General features: G+C 44.6%; 19 protein-coding genes and 2 tRNA genes. 7 read left to right on the top strand and 14 right to left on the bottom strand.

The features are described 5' to 3' along the window. Positions 1-48: 48 nt before the first annotated feature. The 13 genes from rpoC to prs all read right to left on the bottom strand — a co-directional run bounded on the left by rpoC (position 49) and on the right by prs (position 14133). A complete protein-coding gene (gene rpoC / locus DV872_RS15875) occupies positions 49-4287 on the bottom strand; it encodes a DNA-directed RNA polymerase subunit beta' (protein ID WP_114630933.1) in 4239 nt (1412 codons plus the stop codon). Between the two features lie 17 nt (positions 4288-4304). Beyond that, on the bottom strand, positions 4305-7802 hold the full coding sequence (gene rpoB, locus DV872_RS15870; RefSeq protein ID WP_114630932.1) for a DNA-directed RNA polymerase subunit beta: 3498 nt from the start codon (positions 7800-7802) through the stop codon (positions 4305-4307). Between the two features lie 92 nt (positions 7803-7894). Further along, entirely contained in the window at positions 7895-8266 is a 372-nt protein-coding gene (gene rplL, locus DV872_RS15865) for a 50S ribosomal protein L7/L12 (protein ID WP_114630931.1), read from the bottom strand. Between the two features lie 102 nt (positions 8267-8368). Then, a complete protein-coding gene (gene rplJ, locus DV872_RS15860) occupies positions 8369-8899 on the bottom strand; it encodes a 50S ribosomal protein L10 (RefSeq protein WP_114630930.1) in 531 nt (176 codons plus the stop codon). A gap of 3 nt (positions 8900-8902) precedes the next feature. After that, positions 8903-9577, bottom strand: coding sequence for a 50S ribosomal protein L1 (gene rplA / locus DV872_RS15855; protein ID WP_114630929.1), 675 nt, complete (start codon positions 9575-9577; stop codon positions 8903-8905). Positions 9578-9580: 3 nt separating this feature from the next. Beyond that, entirely contained in the window at positions 9581-10012 is a 432-nt protein-coding gene (gene rplK, locus DV872_RS15850) for a 50S ribosomal protein L11 (protein ID WP_114630928.1), read from the bottom strand. 74 nt (positions 10013-10086) lie between these two features. Next, entirely contained in the window at positions 10087-10641 is a 555-nt protein-coding gene (gene nusG / locus DV872_RS15845) for a transcription termination/antitermination protein NusG (RefSeq protein ID WP_114630927.1), read from the bottom strand. Between the two features lie 27 nt (positions 10642-10668). Next, positions 10669-10848, bottom strand: a complete 180-nt coding sequence (secE, locus tag DV872_RS15840; RefSeq protein WP_114630926.1) for a preprotein translocase subunit SecE — start codon at positions 10846-10848, stop codon at positions 10669-10671. A gap of 114 nt (positions 10849-10962) precedes the next feature. Further along, positions 10963-11036, bottom strand: a tRNA-Trp gene (locus tag DV872_RS15835). A gap of 10 nt (positions 11037-11046) precedes the next feature. Continuing rightward, on the bottom strand, positions 11047-11223 hold the full coding sequence (gene rpmG / locus DV872_RS15830) for a 50S ribosomal protein L33 (RefSeq protein ID WP_114630925.1): 177 nt from the start codon (positions 11221-11223) through the stop codon (positions 11047-11049). A 64-nt stretch (positions 11224-11287) separates the two neighbouring features. Continuing rightward, positions 11288-11360 (bottom strand) — tRNA-Thr (locus tag DV872_RS15825). 134 nt (positions 11361-11494) lie between these two features. Continuing rightward, entirely contained in the window at positions 11495-12877 is a 1383-nt protein-coding gene (locus DV872_RS15820; protein WP_114630924.1) for an FGGY-family carbohydrate kinase, read from the bottom strand. A gap of 20 nt (positions 12878-12897) precedes the next feature. After that, positions 12898-14133: a ribose-phosphate diphosphokinase gene (gene prs, locus DV872_RS15815; protein ID WP_114630923.1), complete on the bottom strand. Its 1236-nt coding sequence runs from the start codon at positions 14131-14133 to the stop codon at positions 12898-12900. 178 nt (positions 14134-14311) lie between these two features. On the opposite strand from prs, the gene DV872_RS15810 reads away from it, so the two are divergent. The 7 genes from DV872_RS15810 to DV872_RS15780 all read left to right on the top strand — a co-directional run bounded on the left by DV872_RS15810 (position 14312) and on the right by DV872_RS15780 (position 22230). Continuing rightward, a complete protein-coding gene (locus tag DV872_RS15810; RefSeq protein ID WP_114630922.1) occupies positions 14312-15376 on the top strand; it encodes a BMP family ABC transporter substrate-binding protein in 1065 nt (354 codons plus the stop codon). A gap of 30 nt (positions 15377-15406) precedes the next feature. Next, positions 15407-16918, top strand: coding sequence for an ATP-binding cassette domain-containing protein (locus tag DV872_RS15805; RefSeq protein WP_114630921.1), 1512 nt, complete (start codon positions 15407-15409; stop codon positions 16916-16918). Continuing rightward, positions 16915-17955, top strand: coding sequence for an ABC transporter permease (locus DV872_RS15800; RefSeq protein WP_114630920.1), 1041 nt, complete (start codon positions 16915-16917; stop codon positions 17953-17955). The genes DV872_RS15805 and DV872_RS15800 overlap by 4 nt, the downstream gene beginning before the upstream one ends. After that, positions 17952-18788, top strand: coding sequence for an ABC transporter permease (locus DV872_RS15795; RefSeq protein ID WP_114630919.1), 837 nt, complete (start codon positions 17952-17954; stop codon positions 18786-18788). The genes DV872_RS15800 and DV872_RS15795 overlap by 4 nt, the downstream gene beginning before the upstream one ends. A gap of 175 nt (positions 18789-18963) precedes the next feature. Beyond that, a complete protein-coding gene (locus tag DV872_RS15790) occupies positions 18964-20613 on the top strand; it encodes a Na/Pi cotransporter family protein (protein ID WP_216664402.1) in 1650 nt (549 codons plus the stop codon). Positions 20614-20643: 30 nt separating this feature from the next. Beyond that, on the top strand, positions 20644-20949 hold the full coding sequence (locus DV872_RS15785; RefSeq protein ID WP_114630918.1) for a hypothetical protein: 306 nt from the start codon (positions 20644-20646) through the stop codon (positions 20947-20949). Positions 20950-20976: 27 nt separating this feature from the next. After that, positions 20977-22230, top strand: a complete 1254-nt coding sequence (locus DV872_RS15780; protein WP_114630917.1) for a FecR domain-containing protein — start codon at positions 20977-20979, stop codon at positions 22228-22230. Here DV872_RS15780 and argH read toward each other — a convergent pair. Next, positions 22216-23586 carry an argininosuccinate lyase gene (argH, locus tag DV872_RS15775; protein ID WP_114630916.1) on the bottom strand — a complete coding sequence of 457 codons (1371 nt, stop codon included), beginning with the start codon at positions 23584-23586 and terminating at the stop codon, positions 22216-22218. The two genes, DV872_RS15780 and argH, sit on opposite strands and share 15 nt — an antisense overlap. Positions 23587-23621 lie beyond the last annotated feature (35 nt).

Genomic DNA, 23621 nt, shown 5'->3' with positions numbered 1-23621 from the left:
AAATGCAAATAAGCCATTTTCCAGCGCTGAAATCGGAAAATCAACTACTTAAGCCTCGGTTTTTTCGTCGTATGACTCATCAAAGGGCTCCCGATTCATACTCGCCAATTCCTGTTCTTTCTTTCTATTCTCCAAAATCTGAGCAACATGTGAGTCCAGATCCTGACTATCCTTATTGAACAATTTCATGTTCCGGTATTTTTTCATACCGGTACCGGCAGGAATGATATGACCGATAACAACATTTTCCTTGAGGCCTCTCAAATGATCGACATCTCCGGCAATGGCTGCATTGGTCAGAACTCTTGTTGTCTCCTGGAAGGAGGCAGCTGAAATCCATGAATCAATATTAAGTGAGGCTCTGGTGATACCCAGAAGAAGAGGTATCGCAATTGACGATTCTCCACCTTCTCTCTTAACTCTTTCATTTTCCCTGCGGAAATTATATTTATCAATCTGCTGACCGTAAATAAAGTGTGTATCACCCACATCGATGATTTCGATTTTTCTCATCATCTGACGAATAATTACACCAATATGCTTATCGTTGATATTTACACCCTGCATCCGATAAACTTCCTGAACTTCATCAACAAGGAACTGCTGTAGAGCATTTTCTCCGAGGATGTCCAGGATATCATGGGGATCTTTAGATCCTTCACATAAAGGTTCACCGGCTTCAACAAGGTCACCGTCTCTTACAAGAAGATGTTTTCCCATGGGAACAAGATGTTTAAACTCATTATCCCAGGGGTCAACAACGGTCAGAACACGTTTACCCTTAACGATTCCGTCAAATCTGACTTTTCCGTTAATTCTGGACATAACTGTTGCGACTCTTGGCTTTCTGGCTTCGAAAAGCTCTCCAACCCTGGGAAGACCACCGGTAATATCCTGTGTTTTTGTAGATTCTTTAAGCATCTTGGCCAAAGTTCTACCGGCTTTAACTTTCGTTCCGTCTTCGACGTTAAGGTAAGCATTTCCAGGCAGATAGTAAGAAGCCAGTTCTTCACCGTTAGAGTCCAGCATCACAATACGAGGCTGAAGTGACTCAAGTGAAAAATCGGTAATTTTCTTTTCAATATTACCAGTATCTTCATTTACTTCTTCTCTCAAAGTTGTACCGATAATGATATCTTCAAACTTAACTGTACCGTTCTGTTCAGCGATAATCGGATCTGAGAAGGGGTCAAAGTAAGCCAGTGCTTCTTCAGCAGGAACTACAGCACCCGTTGCTACCTGTACGGTAGATCCGTTTCTGACTTCAAGTTTCTGATCCTGAGCAACCAGAAGCAGCTTTTTACCGACGATAGAAACGAAGGCAATCCGATCAGCAACGACGTCACCGTCTTTTGTTTTAAGGATGGATTCACCCTTAATGACCTTCTGTCCATCTTCAACAAGAGCTTCAACACCCTTTTTCAGATCGAAAGAGTCCAGAACCTTGGCTACAATGATTGCACCCTTTCTGGTAAACAGCTTTGAGCCGTTATCCATATCAACACGTGTACCGTTGATCTCTCTTACAAGAACGGGGTAACGCAGTGAGACTCTGTTATCTTCGGCGATAGTACTTGCTGTACCACCAACGTGGAAGGTTCTCATGGTAAGCTGTGTACCGGGCTGTCCAATAGACTGGGCAGCAATAATACCTACAGCTTCACCGATATTAACGGTCTTCTTGGTAGAAAGGTCACGTCCGTAACACTTTCTACAAACACCGTGTTTAGCTTCACAGGTCAGTACGGTTCTGACTTTTACAGCCTCAACACCGACTTCTTCGATTGCCTTGGCAATTTCATCTGTGATTTCTTCATTTACATCGATGATAACTTCACCGGTGATAGGGTGTTTTACTCTTTCAAGTGTAAAACGTCCCTGGATTCTGTCAGCCAGTGATTCAACAATATCCTCACCATCTTTCAGTGCATGAGTTTCAATACCGTTGATGGTACCGCAGTCTTCTTCGTTTACAACCATATCCTGAGCAATATCTACAAGACGTCTTGTCAGGTAACCGGCATCCGCAGTTTTCAGCGCGGTATCCGCAAGTCCCTTACGGGCACCGTTGGTTGAGATAAAGAACTCAATTACAGATAGACCTTCTTTAAAGTTGGAACGGATAGGCAGCTCGATAATATCACCTGAAGGTTTAGCCATCAGACCACGCATACCGGCAAGCTGACGAATCTGGTTCCTGGAACCCCTCGCTCCTGAGTCGGCCATCATAAATACGTTGTTAAATCCACCCTTATCATGCTTGAGTGTTTCCATCATGACATTGGTCAATTCTTCGTTGGTCTTACTCCAGACCTCAACTACACGGTTATAGCGCTCTTCCTGAGTAATATGTCCGGAAAGATACTGACCCTGAATCTTAGAGACTTCAGCATTGGCCGCGTCAATAAGTTCTTTCTTATTCTCAGGAATAATGATGTCATCCATACCGATGGAAGCACCGAATTTGGTTGCATACTTATATCCTGTATCTTTTACGGTATCCAGCATCCTAACGGTTATATAAGAACCATGGATTTCATGTGTCTCTGTAATCAGGGCTCTGATCTGTTTATCACCGAGAGTCTCATTAACAAAATCAACTTCCTTGGGAAGCAACTCATTGAAAATAACTCTACCGGGGGTAGTTTCCTTGAACTCGCCATCAATTTTAACCTTAATCATTGCCTGATAGGCTACAGACCTGGAATCGAGAGCCATAAGAACTTCGTTTCCACCTGTAAAATAGCGTCCTTCACCCTTGGCACCGGGTCTGTGTTTTGTCAGGTGATACAGTCCGAGAACCATGTCCTGTGAAGGAAATACAACGGGCTGACCGTTGGCAGGGTTCATAAGGTTTGTATCAGAGAGCATCAGAGTCCAGCACTCAATCTGAGCCGCATGGGTCAGAGGTACGTGAACAGCCATCTGGTCACCGTCAAAGTCAGCATTGAAAGCATGACAGACAAGAGGATGCAGACGGATAGCTTTACCTTCTACCAGTACAGGCTCAAAGGCCTGAATACCAAGTCTGTGAAGAGTAGGAGCACGGTTCAGAAGAACGGGGTGTTCTTTAACGACTTCGTCAAGAACGGCCCATACTTCAGGAGTTTCCTGCTCCACAAGAGTTTTAGCTTTTTTAATATTGTAGACGATATCTTTGTCTACAAGTTTCTTCATAATAAATGGTTTGTACAGCTCCAGAGCCATCTTTGCAGGAAGGCCGCACTGATGAAGTTTCAGATTGGGACCAACAACAATTACGGAACGTCCGGAGTAGTCAACACGTTTACCAAGAAGGTTCTGTCTAAAACGTCCCTGTTTACCTTTAAGAAGGTCGGAAAGTGATTTAAGAGGTCTATTAGAAGCACCCTTAACTACTTTTTTCTTCTTGGAGTTGTCAAAAAGGGCATCAACAGCTTCCTGAAGCATCCTCTTTTCATTACGGATAATGATATCGGGAGCATTAAGAGCCATAAGTCTTTTCAGACGGTTGTTTCTATTGATAACTCTTCTGTACAGGTCATTAAGGTCGGAAGTCGCAAAACGTCCACCGTCAAGCTGTACCATTGGTCTCAATTCAGGGGGAATTACGGGAATTACATCCAGAATCATCCACTCTGATCTGTTTCCTGAGTCTCTGAAGTTTTCTACGATTTCAATTCTCTTAAGAAGTCTCTTGTCTGCTTTAGGTCCTTTTTCAACCATTTTTGCACGAAGCTCTACAGAGAGAGCATCAAGATCAAGACCTTCAAGAAGGCTTCTGACCGCTTCAGCACCGATTCCGGCTGTAAAAGACATACCGTAACGATCCTGAGCTTCCATAAACTCTTCTTCAGAGAGAAGCTGCATTTTCTTAAGGTCAGTATCACCGGCCTCAATAACTACATATTTTTCGTAGTAAAGGATAGAACGGAGAGCTGCAATGGAAAGATCCAGAAGCAGACCCATCCTTGAGGGCACTGAGCGGTAATACCAGATATGAGAAACAGGAGAAGCCAGCTCAATATGGCCCATTCTTTCACGACGGACCTTAAAATGAGTAACCTCAACACCACAACGGTCACAGATCACACCCTTATAACGGATGGACTTGAACTTACCGCAGTAACATTCCCACTCTTTTGTTGTACCGAAAATCCTTTCACAGAACAGGCCGTCTTTTTCCGGACGAAGGGTTCTGTAGTTAATGGTTTCTGGTTTTTTGACCTCACCGTAAGACCATGCTCTGATCTGTTCCGGAGATGCCAATTTTATCTGTAGACTATCAAAATCTTGTATCTCTTTCATCAAAAGTCCCCTCCTGCCTAGAACCGGCTGCCCTGTCTGTTAATCAGTTCCTCATCACGCTCGGTGAAAGGAATCTGCTTGCCTTTTGTGTCATAAATTCTGACATCAAGGGCTAACCCTCGCAATTCTTGTACGAGAACGTTAAAGGATTCCGGGATACCGGCAGCGGTAGTCGCATCACCCTTAACAATGCTTTCATATATTTTAGCTCTTCCGTTCATGTCATCCGACTTGATCGTCATAAGCTCCTGGAGAGTATTGGCAGCGCCGTAGGCTTCAAGAGCCCATACTTCCATTTCTCCCAGTCTCTGTCCACCAAACTGAGCTTTACCACCCAGTGGCTGCTGTGTAACCAGCGAGTAGGGACCGGTTGAACGTGCATGCATCTTGTCATCAACAAGGTGATGCAGTTTCAGGTAGTACATGTAACCGACAAATACATCGTTTTCAAAAGGTTCACCGGTATATCCGTCATACAAAGTTATCTTTGAAGAACTTGGCAGGCCTGACTTCACAAGTTCAGCTTCGATCTCTTCAGTAGAAGCCGAATTGAATACAGGTGTTTCATACATATGACCCAGTCTGGCACCAGCCATTCCGAGCATGGTTTCCATGATCTGACCGATATTCATACGCGAAGGTACACCAAGTGGGTTCAGACAGACTTCCAGAGGAGTTCCGTCTTCCATATAAGGCATGTCTTCTTCAGGAAGAACACGGGCAATTACACCCTTGTTTCCATGACGACCGGCCATCTTGTCACCCTCTTTCAGCTTACGCTTGGTGGCAATCAGAACTTTTACAACTTCATCAACACCGGGAGACAGATCATCACCCTCAGAGCGTTTAAGTCTCTGAATATCGATTACAGTGCCTTCTACTCCATGGGGGAGCTTCAGGGAAGTATCTCTTACCTCTTTGGCTTTTTCACCGAAGATAGAGTTCAGAAGTTTAAACTCCGGAGTTGTTTCTGTTTCAGACTTGGGAGTTACTTTTCCAACCAGGATATATCCTGATTTTACCTTGGCTCCTACTCTGATGAGTCCCTCTTCATCAAGCTGCTCAAGCGACTTTTCAGAAGTGTTGGGAATATCACGAGTCAGTTTTTCAGGACCGAGTTTAGTTTCCCGCACCTCAGTAACAAACTCTTTAATATGAATTGAGGTGTAATAATCGTCCTTAACGACCTTTTCAGAGATAAGAACAGCATCCTCATAGTTGTATCCGTTCCAGGGTACAAAACCTACAAGCAGGTTACGCCCCAGAGAAAGTTCACCATTTTTAGTGGAAGGACCGTCAGCCAGAACATCACCGGCTTTAACTTTTTCACCCAGTTTAACAATGGGTTTCTGGTTAAAACATGTATCCTGGTTGGTTCTCTGATACTTGATCATTGTATAATGATCATTAACCTCAGCATCACCACCCTCTGGAGCAATAATAACTTCTCCGGAAGTAACTTTGGTGACAGTTCCACCCATTTTAGCCTTAATACATACACCGGAGTCATATGCCGCTTTCTTTTCCATTCCCGTTCCTACCAGAGGAGCTTCGGGGAATAAAAGAGGAACAGCCTGACGCTGCATGTTACAACCCATGAGTGCACGGTTAGCATCATCATGTTCAAGGAAGGGGATCAGAGAAGCCGCGGTAGAGATAATCTGCCGTGGCGAAACGTCCATGTATTTGATATCCGCAGGACTTTTAATTGTATAGTCACCGGTCTTTCTTACAGCAACAAGATCTTCTACAAAGCCGCCCTTCTTATCCAGTGCGGCACTCGCCTGAGCAATATAGTATTTCTCTTCATCCATGGCGGAAAGATACTCAACATCCTTTGTTACGCGGCCGTCTACAACCTTACGGAAAGGAGTCTCCAGAAAACCGTAATCATTGACTCTGGTAAAGTTGGCCAGAGACACGATCAGACCGATATTCGGACCTTCAGGTGTTTCAATAGGACACATACGTCCATAGTGAGTATAGTGTACATCTCTTACTTCGAATCCCGCTCTGTCTCTGGAGAGACCACCGGGTCCGAGAGCATTCAGTCTTCTTTTATGTGTCAGCTCGGAAAGAGGATTAACCTGGTCCATAAACTGAGATAACTGGGAAGAACCGAAAAATTCTTTTACAGCAGCCACAATGGGTTTGATGGAAACGAGATCCTGAGGCTTCAGGGACTCAACTTCCTTCAGAGACATTCTTTCTTTGGCGATTCTTTCCATTCTGGAGAACGCTGTCTTCAGAGAGTTGGAGAGAAGCTCACCTACGGAACGAATACGTCTGTTACCAAGGTGGTCAATATCATCGATAGATGCATCACCGTCGTAAACCTTAATAAGGAAGCCCATTGTATTAACAATGTCCTCTCTGGTCAGTACGTGTACATCTTCAGGATTTTCATAATCAAACTTTTTATTCAGTTTGTAACGACCGACTCTACCAAGATCATATCTTCTGCTTGAGAAAAACATGGAAACCAGATCTTTTTCGGCACTGTCTACGGTGATAGGTTCACCGGGCATCAGTATTGAGTAGATTGAAGATAATGCATCTTCTTTTGTAGGTTCGTCCTGATCGGGATCATCCTGATTATATTTAGCCTCTTCTCTCTCAAAACAGTTGAGAATCAGTGAAGAGTTCAAAGATTCGGCATGATCAAAGTCTATAACTTCGATAGATTTGATTTTAGAGTGAACCAGTTCATCAGTATCATGGGGATGAATTTTCTCACCGGCACGGTAGATTTTCTTCCTTACACCTTCAACTTCCGTATATACGGCACGTCCGAAGACCATGCCTACCAGAGATCCGGCACCGTCCCTCTTGTTATTTACTTTAACTTTTTTGATCTTGTAAAACTGATCTATAATTTTTTCCCGGGTATCCAGCCCCAGAGCTCTGAGGAAAAGGGAACCGAGAATTCTTTTCTTTCTATCAATTTTGGTGAAAACCAGTTCTTTCTTGGGATCGACTTCAAATTCCAGCCATGATCCGCGGTAAGGGATGATTCGTGAGGAATGAATACCCTTCTCCATAGAAAAGATAACACCGGGAGACCTGTGAATCTGTGAAACCACGACTCTTTCGGCTCCGTTTATAATAAATGTTCCCCTATCTGTCATAAGAGGAATATCGCCCATATATATTTCTTTTTGTCTAATTTCTCCAGTTGACTGGAAAATCAGATTAATACGGGCCTTAATAGGAACAGCATAAGACAGGCCTTTCTTTTTACATTCGGCCTCGGTAACTTTTACACCGTTATAATCCAGGGTATAATAATCATAATCAAGAACCAATTCGCCATTGGCACTTTCAATAGGGAATGTAGCCTGAAATACTTCTTCCAATCCCTGACTGACCATTCCATGATCGCCCTGAACGGCATTGGTCTGCAGAAATTTTTCGTATGAAGAGAGCTGGATATCTATCAATCCAGGCAGATCTATTACTTCTTCATATTCATTACCGATATAGTTTCGGCTTTCTAACTTATCCCTTTCAAACACTCAAAACCCCCTGATATACACTAAACCACAAGAGACCAATGCCTCTTGTGGTTAAATGAGAAAAAAATCAACCCTGTATAGAATACACAGAATTATTTAATTTCAATAGTAGCGCCAGCAGCTTCGAGCTGCTCTTTAATCTTGGCTGCATCTTCCTTAGAAATGGCTTCTTTAACAACGCTATCAGCGCCTTCTACCATTTCTTTGGCTTCTTTCAGACCAAGACCAGTTATGCTTCTAACTTCTTTAATAACACCGATTTTTTTACCATCAGCGAATCCCTTGAGGATTACGTCAAATTCGGTCTGTTCTTCAACAGCTTCGGCAGCAACAGCAGGACCAGCAGCCACAGCTACGGGTGCAGCAGCAGTTACACCAAATTTTTCTTCCATTGCTGTTACCAGCTCGGAAACTTCCATTACGGACATTGATGCTATTGCATCCAGAATTTCTACAGTTGTCATATTATCTTCTCCTTCTAATTATGTTTTAGGGTGACGATAGCATAAACAACTATCAGAAGACTAACGTCACCTATAATAAGTTCCTGGAACACCAGGAAATTCTTATTCTTCGCCTTTTTGTTCAGCAACAGCAGCCAGAGTTCTGACAAGCTTAGTTGTAACGCCGTTAAGAACAAGCGCAACATGCTGAACGGGTGCCTTCATGGTACCCATAAGTTTAGCAATGAGTTCCATACGGGTGGGAAGCTTAGAAAAAGCTACAACACCGGGTACATCAAACACACTGCCATCAAGATATCCGCCCTTCATTTCTACAGGGGCATCTTTTCCAAAATCAAGAAGAGTCTTCGCAACAGGACCGGCTTCATCACGAGCCAGAGCTACTGCAGTAGGACCTACGAGAAGATCTGAAATACCTTCGTTACCAAGATCTTTCATGGCAATTTTTGCCAGATTATTCTTGATTACATGATACTCAGCATTCTGTTCACGTAACTTATTTCTTAATTCAGTGACCTGCTCAACTGTCAGACCTCTGTAATCCGTAAAGAAAAAGCTATTTACTCCGTCAAACTGCTCTTTAAGAGCGTTAACGGCATCGATTTTACTCTGCTGTACTTTCTTTTCTGCCATATCTTACTCCTTCACCACTACTTTGACGCCGGGGCCCATAGTAGAAGACAGTGCAATAGACTTGATGAACTCGCCCTTCACATCGGAAGGTCTTTTCTTAATCAGGTCACTCATGAAAACATCGTAGTTTTCGGCAATACTGGAAGCATCCATCGAAACCTTACCGACAGCCAGGTGTACAACACCGGTTTTATCAGCACGATATTCAACACGACCCTGTTTCAATTCAGCCAGAGCACCCTTGATGTCCATAGTAACGGTACGTGTCTTGGGGTTAGGCATCAGCCCTCGCCTACCAAGAACAGGACCGAGTTTACCAACTTCCCTCATCATATCAGGAGTAGCAACACAGACATCGAAGTCCAGCCAACCGTCTTTGATCTTTGCAACAAGATCTTCATCACCGACATAAGCGGCACCGGCTTCCAGAGCTTCTTTAGCTTTATCACCCTTGGCAAATACAAGAATCTTCTTTTCAGCGGTAAACTGATTGGGAAGACTGACGGTATCACGGATAGAATGATTCTTTTTAATATTAAGCTTAACAGAAACCTCAACGGTTTCATCAAACTTTGCGAAAGCTGCTTCTTTTACAAGACTTACGGCTTCGGTGGTTTCATAAACCTTTCCGAAATCAACCTTGGCTGCAGCTGCTATGTAATTCTTACCTTTAGCCATAGATTAACCCTCCACCTTGATACCCATAGAGCGGGCAGTTCCAGAAATAATACTGATTGCAGCTTCCATGTCGTTAGCATTCAGGTCAACCATTTTGGTTTCGGCAATTGCCTGAACCTGTGCACGAGTCACTGTGGCAACCTTAACTTTATGGGGTTCAGCAGAACCCTTATCAAGTTTGGCAGCCTTCTTCAGCAGTACTGCTGCAGGGGGTGTCTTGGTGACAAAAGTAAAACTTCTGTCGGCAAATACTGTAATTACTACAGGAATTGTGAGTCCAGGCTCGTAATTCTTAGTTCGATCATTAAACTGCTGAACGAACTGAGGAGCAGGAACACCATGAGGACCGAGGGCCGGTCCTACAGGAGGTGCCGGGGTCGCTTTACCAGCGGGCACCTGTAGCTTAATATAAGCTGTTACCTTTTTCTTGGCCATTAAAATCTCCTTGTGGTCTTAACATCCTTCCCCAACGGAAGGACTCCCATCTATTTAAAACGACTAAGTCGTCTTTAGATCTTTTCAACCTGAGAGAAATCTACTTCTACAGGAGTACTTCTTCCGAAGATACCCACCATAACTCTCAGTTTGCCTTTTTCCTGGTTAACCTCTTCGATATTACCGGAAAAAGATTCAAAAGGTCCTTCTACAACACGAACCTCTTCGCCCACAGCAAAATCCTGCTTGGACTGATATCGGCGCTCTGCTTTAATAGCACCGGTTTTCTGAAGAATCGACTTGGCTTCATCATGACTGATGGGCTGAGGCTTTGAACCGGATGCATATCCTACAAAACCTACAACACTCTGAATCTTCTTAATCTGAGTACAGACGTTTTTCCAACCTCTGTCAGGTAGATCCATCTCAAGCAAAACATAACCAGGCAGGAATTTCTTAGAAACGGTACGCTTTTTTCCATTGCGGACTTCCACAACATCTTCAGCAGGAACCTTTACATCAAGAACAGCTCCCCCAAGAGAACCGTCTTCCATATAGAGTCGAATATATTTTTCAACCTTGTTTTCATACCCCGAATAGGTATGAAGAACGTACCATCCCTTTGCCATTACACATCCTTGCCTCTGGGGGCTTGATTAGAAAATAAAGAAAAGTCCTTTCAGAAGAACAAAATCAACCACACCAAAAAAGATAGCAAAAAGTGCTGTAGAGACAAGAACAACCTTGGTAGAGGATGCAACTGAATCTTTTCCGGGCCATACGACCTTCTTCAACTCTCCGTAACTTTCAGAGAAAAACGCTTTAATCTTCTTCATAAATAATAAGCTCCCGATGATAAACAGTACCGATTTCTCGGCACCTCTTTAGACAAACAAACTCCGACACAAAGGCCGGAGGTCTGTCTAATCAGAAAATAAAATTAAAAAAAACAGGCCAGGTAGGACTCGAACCTACAACATCCGGTTTTGGAGACCGGCGCTCTAGCCATTGGAGCTACTGGCCTGTATATAAACTTATTTAATTTTGGTCTCTTTGTGATCAGTAGACCCTTTACACCATTTACAGTACTTCTTCATCTCAAGTTTACCCTGGACGTTTCTTCTGTTTTTAGTAGTTGTGTAGTTTCTACGTTTACAGGTTGTACACTGAAGAGCAATCAGTTCAACTGCTCCCTTCTTTGATTTAGCCATAATTATTATCTCCCGCCTAAAAAGCCGAATTTTTCGCTCAGCAAAATATCTAAAGTAAAAATAAAGCCTCCGACCGGATTCGAACCGGTGACCCCAACCTTACCATGGTCGTACTCTACCGACTGAGCTACAGAGGCATGTCCTAAAATGCTCATAGAAAGTACCAAAATGCTTTTCCTTTGTCAACTCTTTTACCCAAAAAATAATTTATAAAAAAAGAAGTCAAATATTTCCCTATCCTGAAAAAAATTATTTCAAAATAAATTTTCCCTCAATCCACAGCCGGATAATCTTTATAAAAAGAAACAACCGCAGAACAGGCTTCCCTGTAGCGCTTATATTTCCTGTCATAAATTTCATAATACTCAGCCCGGGGTTTGATCTCATGCTTTATTTTCACAAGAGAATCTACAGCAGCCGTTATGCTATCATACCGACCTAAAGCCACAGAAGCAAGACAGGCACAACCAAGAAGTTCAGCATCTTCAATCTCGGGAATCAGCATTGTTTTCCCTGTTATATCGGCTTTCATCTGATTCCAGACATGACTTTTGGCCTGACCTCCGGAAATTCGAAGCTCTTTAACAGGCAGATCCAACTCTTCAAAAATCTCCAGACTCCGTCTGACGGCGAATCCGATTGCCTCCATTACAGAACGCCCCAATTCAAACTTACCCTGTGAAGGATCGAGCATAGTAAAAAGACCATTTGAAAATTCCCATAGGTTTTCACCCTTCATACTGGGGAAAAAAAAGGGATGATCCTGGGTGGCGGGAATGCTGTCCACACCCTTCATGGTTTCGATGTAGTTGTTTTTTTCCTGACCCGTAAGAGAGCGATACCACTCAAACAGAGTTCCCGTGGAAGATAAAATGGCAGCGATATTGGTAAACCCTTCCAGTGCATGAGGCAGCTCTCTCACCCTACTGTCTCCACTGGGAGCGGTTGCACAGTAATTAATCCCTTCAGAAGTACCGGCACGGTCACAGATCCGCCCCGGTCTGACTGCACCCGAACCTATAAGAGAAGCAATAAAGTCACTGCCGCAGGCAATCACCGGTGTACCCGGCTTCAAAGGAGTCTTTAAATAGGCATCTTCTGAGACGGGGGCCACGGGGACTCCCATATCAATAAGCTCAGGAAAAGCATCCTTTCTGAACCCCAGTCTGTCCAGCTCATCTTCTGACCAGACATAAGGCAGATACTCTCTATGGGGAATAACCATAACAGAGCGGCCTGTAAGCTGGGTATAGAGAATTTCAGGGCATGATAAGAAATAATCAGCCTTGTCATATGCAGACCTATCTTCTTTTCTCAGCCAGTTGATTCTGGACAGATAGTAAGAACTGCTTTGAAATTCAGGATCACTGTAATCCCTGTTCCACATCAGAGCGGAAGTCAGAGGGCGTCCGGACTTGTCTGCCGCAACCATTGTGGGACCGTTCCCGCTTATGGCGACAGCAGTGATTCTGTCGGTTCCGATATTTTCCAGTATTTCCTGAAACCCCTGTGACCAAAGTTCAGTAGAAAAGGATTGATCCCCCCGGATTACATCCGAAGGAAAACTAATCCTGTGATATGAGAAAAGATGCCCCTCATCTGTAATAAGCCCTCCCTTCATGGAGGAGGTTCCTATATCTACGGCAAGTATCACTGATTACCCCAGTGTCTGTATTATTTTTTCTTCAGCATTCTCTGAATCATCTTGCTGTTATCCAATAGAGGTGAAACAGAACGATTATGATGAACTCTGGAGATGGATCGGGCAAAAAGGTTTGATACACTTGCAGAAAAAAACCACTCCTTTGAAAGGATCTCTTCGGGAAGGGTTACTGCGTTGGTTCCTACGATATAATCAAAGTATCCTTCTTTATACGCCTCATCAAAATGCTCTACTGCAGAACCTGAAAACATGGGCAGGGAAACAGAGCATATTATTTTCTTTGCTCCCAGCTCACGTATAAGCTTCATAGCCTTTATCAAAGTACCGCCGGTACCCAGCATATCATCCGCCATAAAGACAGTTTTTCCGGTGACATCACCCAGAAGGCGGGCAGAGATGATATTTGAATCTGCTGCAGAGCGAGTGACTTTGGAATAATCCCTCTCCTTGTAAAGGAGAGCTAGAGGCTTTTTCAGGGAGTTGGCATAAAATTTATTCCTCTCAATGGCACCTGTATCCGGAGAAACAACTACAAAATCCTCATCCATAAGATTAATCTTGCTGTTGAGCTGTCTGAGAATTTGATAAGAAGCATGCAGATTTTCAAGAGAAAGCTTGTGAAAACAGTGTGATATTTCCTTTGAATGAATATCCAGAGTAATGATGCGGTCAACACCCATACTTTCATACATGCGCCCCAGAGTTGAAGCGGTCAGTCCTTCCCGGCCTTTTGATTTATGCTGACGGCTGTAGGGATAGGTTGGCAGAACCAGAGAAACCCGGCGGGCTCCCGACTTCATGGCGGCATCAATAGTCACATAAAGACTCATTAGGTGGTCATTGACCGAACAGAGACTCTTTTCGTCTGAACCGGAAAAGCGAATGGGTGTCATATTAGCCATATCCTGAACAATATAGACATCCGCTCCTCTGATAGATCTGAGGATCTCCGCCTTCAGTTCCCCATTGGCGAATTTAGTAATTTTACAGGGGATCTTAAAAGAAGGACTCCTGTAAGTTGAGGAATCACCCACAGCGGAAACACGATGTGAAATGATATCATTGGCAAAATTGGATTGCTTGCATACTTCCTCTCTATCTATATTATAGAGACGGGAAATATAGCTGACTTTTTTTTCGAACCGTGTCCTGTAAATCGTCTTTAAATGGGAGGTGATTTCATTAGCAAATTGCTCTCCCCCCGGACAGGCGATCACACCAAGAGACGTGGGTTTGGAAAAACTCATCTAATATCCTTATTATTTATTGATTTATGTTCTAAAAAGATAGCACAGCCATAAAGCGGGGTCAATAATTAGGGTTTGCCTGTAAGTCCAAAAAAAGCATAATATGCCCCCACACCGGCACATTCCTTAGATTATAAAATCCAATTACAAATGCCCATGTGGGTATAGGAGAATTTTCATGTCAAATTCAATTAAATATTCCACCCTGCGGCTGCTGCCGGCAGCCTTGATTTTCTTATTGTTTTTATCCTGTAGCCCAAAAGAACAGAGTTCTGCCGAAGAATCCTCAACAGAATCATCAAGCTCAATAAAAGCTATGTCCCTTGCAGTCTTTATCCCGGGAGTCCTGGCCGGAAGCCCCACCTACGAAATGATGGATACGGGAGTCAGAAAAGCCGCCGGAGAAAAAGGTGCAACAGTAAAGACAGTGGAAGGCGGTTTCAACCAGGCCGAATGGAAATCCAAGGTACTGGCACTTGCCGCCGAAAAAAAATACGACCTCATTATAAGCTCTAATCCTTCCATGCCCGAAATATGCAGAGAGATTAAGACAACTTTCAAGGATCAGAATTTCCTGATTCTTGAAGGAAGCAGAATTGAAAATGATACTGTATCTACTTTTCTGTTCAGCCATCTGGAGCTCTCCTATATGCTGGGTTATCTGGCAGGTCTTGCCACCCAGTCCGACGAACTGCCCGGTGCCGACAGCATGCTGAAAGTGGGCCTGATCGCCGGACAGGAATACCCTGAGATGATGCAGAGAATAAAACCCGGATTTACACGGGGCCTTCAGGCCGCTGCTCCGGAGGGAGAACTTGATTTCAGAGTTATTGGTAACTGGTACGATGCCGCCCGGGCTTCCGACCTGGCTATGAGCATGTTTGATGAGGGTGTAGATATTATTCTAACAATCGCCGGAGGGGCCAACCAGGGAGTTGTCTCTGCTGCAAAAAAAAAGGGGAAATATGTACTGTGGTATGACACAGACGGTTACTCCATAGAACCGGGAGTTATCCTTGGAAGCGGTATAATAAGAGAAGATATCGCAGCCTACGAACAGACTCTTCTGGCTCTTGAGGGAAAACTCGAAACGGGGTCCTCTGTATACGCAGGTGTTTATGAAGGTTATGTCGATTTCCTTGATGATGAATCACTTTACAAGGAACATGTTCCCGAATCTATCCGCAAGGCCATGAAAGAAGAGACAGACAAGCTCAGAAACGGCAGCCTTAAGTTCAGATAGACATCAGAGAGACAGGAAAAATACAAAGCTTTGGCAGATGAAACAGCCCCTTCAAATATTCTGGAATTAGAAAACATTACTCAGATTTTCCCTGAAAACGGAATCCGGGCCTGTTCAAATATCAGCATGGTTATCCGCAGAGCCGAGATTCTCGCAATTATGGGAGAAAACGGTGCCGGGAAGTCTACTTTAATGTTCCTGATTTCCGGCTTTATGGACGAAACCGAAGGGGTTATCAGAACTTCCGAAGGGACAGATTCTGTATACAGAAGAGACCTGGTGGGGATGGTTCATCAAAAACCGCTCCTGGCGGGAAATTTGACGGTTATGGAAAACATCATCCTCGGTCCGGAAAAAGGATTCTTCCGAAGAGACAGAATACTGAATGAAATTACTGAAATTCAGGAGCACTATGGCCTGCCCCTGGACCTTAATCTGAAAGCCCGCTATCTCACGGCCCCCCAAATTCAGAGATGTGAACTGATCAGAGCCCTCTGGAAGAATAAAAAGATTATTATCCTTGATGAACCGACTGCCAGCCTCTCCCCCAGTCAGAACGAAGAACTATTCAGCCTGATATTCAGACTGAAAGAAGAGGGAAAAACCATACTCTTCATCAGCCATAAAATCCATGAAGTAATAAAGGCCGCTGACCGCATCGCCGTGCTCAGGCGGGGAGAACTGCAGGGGGTTTCTGAGAAGAAGGATTTAAGCCCCTCTGATATATCCAGACAGATGATCGGAGAAGACGACGGGACAGAATACCTTGAAACCATAAGTCCCCCCCGTGATATGGATACGGATGAAATGCCTATTCTCGAGCTGTCAGACATTGAGTACAGTGAGCTGGGAAACAGGCGTCTTAAAGATATCAGTTTTAAACTGTACCCCGGAGAGATCCTGGGAATGGGCGGCATCAGGGAAAACGGACTGACCTTTATCGAAGATCTCCTGAGTGGAATAATTCAGCCCTCTTCAGGAACTATATTCATAAATGGTAAAAACAGGATGCCCCTGAGCCCATATAAAGTAAGACGAAATGGAATATCCTACATCCCTGCAGACCGACTGAGCCGGGGAGCTGATCCTGAATCCAGTCTCGCCGAAAACCTGTCGGTTCTTAAAAGACAGACAGGCAAAGGAAGTTACCGCAAAAGACTGATTCACTGGGCAAAAATTTTCATAAAGGAACAGGACATCAAGGGTGAAGCCGAACAGCAGGTAAAGACACTCTCGGGTGGAAATATCCAGAAAATGATTGTAGCCAGAGAACTGGAAAAGACAGCTCCTCTTCTGTTTGTTTCAGAACCCAGCTGGGGTCTCGATTTCAAGAGCAGGAAAAAACTGCATAATCAGCTGCTTAAGGCCAGGTCAGAGGGGATTGCCATTCTCCTGCTCACAACGGATCTGGAAGAACTTCTGAGTCTGAGTGACAGAGCCTGTATTCTCAGCGATGGATTTCTTACTGAGATAGAAAGAAGCGAAGAACAGTGGAACAGAAATTTTATCGGAGAAAAAATGACGGGAGCAGACAGAATATGAAGATAGATCTGACCCGGGGGATGAAAAAAATCCGCATACCAGGCACTTTGCCTGTACTTCTTCTCTGCCTTGCAGCAGCTGCGGTAGTGATTCTGTTCTTCAGCAATACTCCAATGGAGACGCTTTATTACTTCTTCCCGGGAGTTTTATCCAACAGCCTGTATCTGGGAGAAATGCTCAACACCATAGTCCTTTTGAGTATTACCGGCCTTGGAATTGTCCTGGCCTTTAATGCAGGATCGTTTAACCTGGGAGGAGAAGGTCAGGTCTATACCGGAGCGATCTGCGCAGTATTGACTGCCAGACTGCTCCCAGAGATGCCGGGAATCCCCGGGATTTCAGTATTATTATTAAGCGGAATAGCCGGAGGTGCAGCACTTGCTTTTATCTCAGGTGTATTAAAGGCCCTCTGGGACGTGGATGACCTGATCAGTACCTTTCTTCTTTCTGCAGGAGTAGGAAAACTGATCGATTATCTGATTACAGGCCCCTTAAGGGATTCTTCAAGCTATCTGATGACAACGGCGCCTCTACCTGAAAAATTCAGACTCCCCTCTCTGCTTATACCAAGTCCATTCAACATATCTTTTCTGCTGCCTCTCCTGCTTCTCCCACTATTTCATTACTTTCTGAATCATACCCGCCAGGGATATGAACTGCAGATAACAGGAAGGAGCAGCAGCTTTGCCAGACACAGCGGCCTCAACATGAGAATCTACCAGACACTCCCCCTCACAGCCAGTGGAGCCCTTCACGGTCTGGCCGGGGCACTGGTATTGACGGGGACCTATTTTGCAGGAATACAGGGACTCACCTCGGGACTGGGCTGGAACGGTATAGCCGTTGCCATGATTGCAGGCCGGAAAGTTCCAGGATTGCTGCCGGCAGCTCTCTTTTTCGCATGGATAAGCCAGGGTTCAAAAATAGCGGTACTCCATTCAGACATATCCCTTGAACTGGGTGCCATTATTCAGGGTGTTCTCTTTCTGCTGATATCCTCTTCGGTTCTCCGGATAAAATCACGGAGGAGAAGATGATACTTGTAATTCTGGCCAGCGCAACTCCACTGATTTTAGCGGCTCTGGGAGGGCTTCTCACAGAGAGAGCAGGAGTACTGAACATAGCCCTGGAAGGGATGATACTGGGTTCAGCTTTTGCAGCCGTATTGATCGCCGGATTAAGCGGCAGTATTTTCCTGGGTACCCTGGGAGCTCTTTTTGCAGGAATGCTTATCTCCATGCTCTTCAATCTGGGAACCTTTACTCTCAAAGGCAATCCTTTTATAACAGGTTTGGGAATCAATGTGCTGGTTCCGGCACTGACGGTATCCATATCCCAGCGGATTTATGGAAACCAGGGCATTATCCGCCCGGAGAATATATCTTCTGTATTCAAGATTGCAGGAATGGATATGTTCACAATCACTGCCCTTGCAGCTGCTGTGATCATGCTTATAGTATTCTTCAGAACCAGGCAGGGGCTGATTATCCGCTCCTGCGGAGAGCAGGAAGACCTGCTGATCAGCAGAGGGATAAATCCTGTAAAGGTCAAGAAACAGATGGTCCTTTTATCCGGAGCATTTTCTGGTCTTGCTGGTGGGGCACTCTCTCTGAACCTTGGTGTATATGTGCCCGGAATGTCAGCGGGAAAAGGATGGATTGCCCTGGTGGCCATCTATCTGGGATACAGGAGAATCCCCGGTGTTGTTCTTGCCTGTATCCTTTTCAGTATGGCCGAATGGGGAGCCAACAGAGCTCAGGGATTCCTTGGTATCCCGCCGACTCTGATACTCAGCTTCCCCTATTTCCTCACCCTGGCAGCTCTGTGGCTCTTTTCTATCAGAAAAAGCAGAAGCAATACAGGCCTCTGAGCTATGTTGATTTTTTGTTAGATTTTGGTTAATTTCCTAACATAAGTATTGCTTTACATCCATGCGACATATAGACTTTGTATCAGTTCCAAAAGGCAAGCTCCGGGAACTTCCAGACCTTTCATTAGAATATTATTACTTATACTACATACAGATACAGGAGATTTATTAAAATATGACCATAGTCTTGAATATAATGGAAATTATAGGAGCCCTGGGTGTATTCCTCTTCGGAATGAAAATCATGAGTGAAGGAATACAAAAGGCAGCCGGTGAAGGACTGCAGAGTGTCCTCAACCATATTACATCCAACCGTTTCGTTGCTGTTCTTACCGGATTTCTGATTACAACAATCATCCAGTCTTCTTCAGCAACCACAGTAATGGTTGTGAGCTTTGTAAATGCGGGGCTTCTTACCCTGACCCAGTCCATCGGAATCATCATGGGTGCCAATATCGGTACCACAGTAACAGGATGGATCGTCTCTCTCCTGGGATTTAAATTCAAGATAAGCGCCATGGCCCTTCCCATAATAGGCCTCGGTCTGCCTCTCTATTTCTCCAAGTTCGCCAAGAGACGGGACTGGGGTGAGTTTATGATTGGATTCGGTATCCTATTCCTGGGTCTCTCCTTCCTGAAAGACTCCATGCCCTCCATGGATGCCGGAATGGTCGGGTTCCTGGAAAGTTATACAGACAAGGGTGTACTTTCACTGGTTATCTTCATAATGGCAGGTGCTCTTATCACCGTTATTGTTCACTCCTCCAGTGCCTCCATGGCCATCACACTGACCATGGCACATAACGGACTGATACCTCTGGAGGCAGCGGCCGCCATGGTAATGGGTTCAAATATCGGTACAACCATCGACGCCCTTCTGGCCTCACTGGGAGCCAATGTCAATGCGAAAAGAGCCGCAAGGGTTCATATACTATTCAATATTGCCGGTGTAGTTGTATTCTCCTTTATATTCAATCCCTTCCTGAGGATGGTTCAAGCCATCGTTCCCGGGGATGAAATCACAACCAACCTGGCCATGTTTCATACTATGTTCAATATTCTGAATACTGTGATTTTTATCGGTTTTGTTCCTCAAATTGCAAAACTTGTAGAAAAGATGATTCCCATGGGAGAAGAGGAAGCGGGTCTTGGAACATATACCCTCAGCTATATAGAACCCATGATGCAGAGTATTCCTGAAATCAATATAATCAAGGCACAGAAAGAGGTCTCCCACATGACCAAGGTTGTTGAAGATATGTTCAGCATCTACCTTGAAGTCTGTAACAATCCCGATAAGAAAATGGGTGCACAGGTCAAGGAAATAAAGGAGATGGAAGACTACAGTGACCAGATGCAGGAGGAAATCACAAAATTTCTTATTGCCTGTTCCGGTGAAAGTCTGAATGAAACAGGCCGTAATAACGTCAGTGCCATGATGAGAATTGTTAATGAACTTGAAAGTATCGGTGACAGCTGTTACCACCTGATTCTTCTATCTGAACGCCGTTTCAAAAAAAATATTCCCATGCATGACAATGCTATGGCCGAACTTGAACCCATAGCCACCATGGTACAGAATTTTCTGTTTTTCATAAAATCCCATATCAACGAGCATATGGATAAGGAATCCCTGAAAGAGGCATATAAAATGGAGGAAAAACTCCAGACTTTCAAGAAAGGCCTGAACAAGGGAATCAGGAAAAACATTAAAAAGGGTGCGGATATTAAGGGAGAACTGCTGTATCTTGATATTGTCGGACACGTAGAACAGATTGGAGACTACTGCCTGAATATCGCTCAGTCTCTGAGAGCTTTCTATTAAGCCATAGAAAAGTGTAACACAGGAGGAAGCATGCTGGTTGAGATAGAAAATGTCCGCCAGGTTCCCGGCGAGGATAACCGCAAATGGTTTGTAGATGAAAATACTGATCTAATTGTCTGGTATGACTCTTCAGAAGAGAGAATAACAGGCTTCCAACTGTGTTATGACAAGAAATCGGTTCAGCGCTGTCTTACCTGGCAATTAAAAGAAGGCGGTAAAACCCTCCTGAGTGCAGACGGCCGTTACAGTAAAAGACGAGTGATCAGACTTTTTAACTCAATATCAGCCGAACTTCCCCCTGATCTGAAAGAACTGGTGGAAGAAGCACTGAATTAAGACTCAAGCGCCTCAGGATGGTAATCCATGAAATCAATTGTAAAATCAATACTTCTTATACTCGCCGGAGCCCTGGTTGCCGGTGGACTTCTTTACGGATACTCGATCATTATCAAGTCAGCGGGATACAGTGCAGATGATGAAATACTCAGTTTTGTTGAAATAAAACCCGGAGATGCGGTAATCTCCCATATTTCCGGCGAAGTCTATATTATCAGAGAAGAAAAGATACTCAGTCCCCGCCCCGGAGATACAGTAAGGGAGGGAGATGTCATCAAGGTAGTAGATGACTCCTGGTGTCAGGTCCATTTCGTTGGAAAGGCTACCATGAACCTCCGAAGCAATACCCTCCTTAAAATACAGAAACTCCTGACCAGTACAAAAGACATTGATGTGAGAACCGAACTTCTCACGGGTTCCATGATTTATAAAGTTGACCGCTTGAGTGCAACAGATAACCTTGAAGTTCAGGCACAGGAGAAGATCTACCGCGTCGAAGGTACAGAGTTCTATATAGAAGCCTTCACAGACGGCGGAAGCAGGGTCTCTGTCAAGGAAGGCAAGGTGGCAGTTCTTCAGTCTAAAGGAGAGGAGGAACGCCTTCTCAAAACAGTTCCCGGCGGCCAGTCGCTTAACCTGAAGCAATGGGAAAGCGGAACGCCTCTCCCTGAGACAGAGGATCTCAACTCCAAAGACATAAAGATCTTCAAAGAAGAGAGTCCCGTGCTCTTTGATATGAGTGAAAACTCTCTTGTCTACCTTGAAATAACCACCCTTCCTCAAGGGGCACAGCTCTATCTGGATGGACGTCTTAACAGCAGAGGGAATCTCACAGGACTCTTTGCTCCGGATGAAACTCTGAATATTCTTGCCCGTAAGAGAGGATACAGGGATATGAGCATGAAGCTGCGCCCGGGAGAACAGAGCAGCTCAAGGGTTATTCTGAAAATGGAGCCTCTGGGTGTGGAAGAGAGCCTGAAGGAAGAGTCTGAGAATCCTCAGACAGAAACTCTGGAAGAGTTGAAGGTCCGCTTTGAAACAGAATCCGAAACCCTGACTGGCAGTTTCACAAAGCAGATAAGAGAAAGTGAACTGCAGCTGGAAGAGATGAAGAGTCTCAGCCTGAGCCTGCAGAACGATATAAGGAATCTGAAAGGAAATAATTCCGAATTGTCTGATGAGAAAAAAGAACTTGAATCCAAGCTGGAGAAAAGTTTCGAAGAGCAGGAAAAACTGAAACAACTTCTCCTGCAGATCCAGGAATTGTCAACGGATCAATAGATTAATCGGCTGTCCCATCAGAGATTCCAGTGCTTTATTTATAAACTCTTCCCTATCTCCATTTGTCTGCATAAGATCTTCCAACCGCTCCTGTGCTTCCTCAAGACAGAGATTCCCACTTGTACCCGTATAGGTTCTGGAATGGATAGACTCATCGGGATTCTGATCCTCAAGCTTATCCAGTGCCAGCCCCACTTCCCTGTAGGCGTCTCTGAAACTCTTTCCGGAAGCCACAAGATCAAGGGCTACATCGGTGGCATAGATCTCCTTTGAAAATCCTGCACGCAGCTTATCACCGTTAACCTTGAGCTCATTAAAAGTCAGGGTCATCATCTTCAATGAAATGGAAGTGATATCACAACCCTTGAGAAAAGGTTCTTTTGTCTCCTGGAAGTCACGGTTGTAACCGCTGGGCAGGGAGCGCAGAATATTTCTGATCTGTGTTCCGCAGGCACTCACAGTACCGGCCTTTGCCCTCATCAGTTCAAGACCGTCGGGATTCTTTTTCTGAGGCATGATGCTGGACCCTGTACAGAGCTGTGCAGGAAGGCTGAAATAACCGAACTCCGGAAGTGAAAAGAGGATAAGATCCTGAGCAATTTTACTTAAGGTCAGGGTAATCTGATCCAGAATATCAAGAACCATAAGTTCCATCTTCCCTCTGGAGTTATTTACATAAATCACATTGTTCTGAATGCGGGAGAAGCCCATAAGTTCAGTGGTCATCTCTCTGTTAAGAGGGAGGGGCACACCATAACCGGCAGCGGCTCCCAGAGGATTCTGATCAAGAATTTCCCAGGCCGATGAAAGAAGCCTGATGGAGTCGATAAGCTCCTCGGCAAAACCTGCGGCCCAGAGAGCTACGGATGAAGGCATGGCAATCTGCATGTGAGTACGTCCCGGCATGGGAGTCTCTTTATGTTTCTCAGCGAGCTTCAGAATAGCCTGGATCAGATCAGCACACTCACTGATAAGATCGAGGACTTTGGCTCTGCCATAGACACGGACAGCTGTTACAACCTGATCATTACGGCTGCGGCCTGTATGGATTTTCTTTCCCGCATCTCCTGCCAGTTCGACAAGGCGGTTTTCAATGGCCGTATGGCCGTCTTCATCGGAGCGTTTAATTTCAAAGGTGCCCTGTGCATGTTCTTTCAGGATCTGATTCAACCCGTCTTTGAGGGCCTGAAGCTCATCTGCTGTAAGAATATCAATGGACTGAAGCATGGTAGCATGGGCCAGTGAGGCGGCACAGTCTGAGGGGATGAGTTTCTGATCCAGTATATAGTCGATCCCGACTGTAAACTCTTCTATAAGTTCATTTACTTCATAGTCTTTGGCCCATAGCTTGCTCATCTCATCTCTCCTAGAAGGGGAATTTTAGAGCCTAT

Source organism: Oceanispirochaeta sp. M1, assembly GCF_003346715.1.
GTDB lineage: Bacteria > Spirochaetota > Spirochaetia > DSM-2461 > DSM-2461 > Oceanispirochaeta.
The sequence above is the reverse complement of the archived record's forward strand: the minus strand, read 5'-3'. Positions and strand labels throughout refer to the sequence as shown.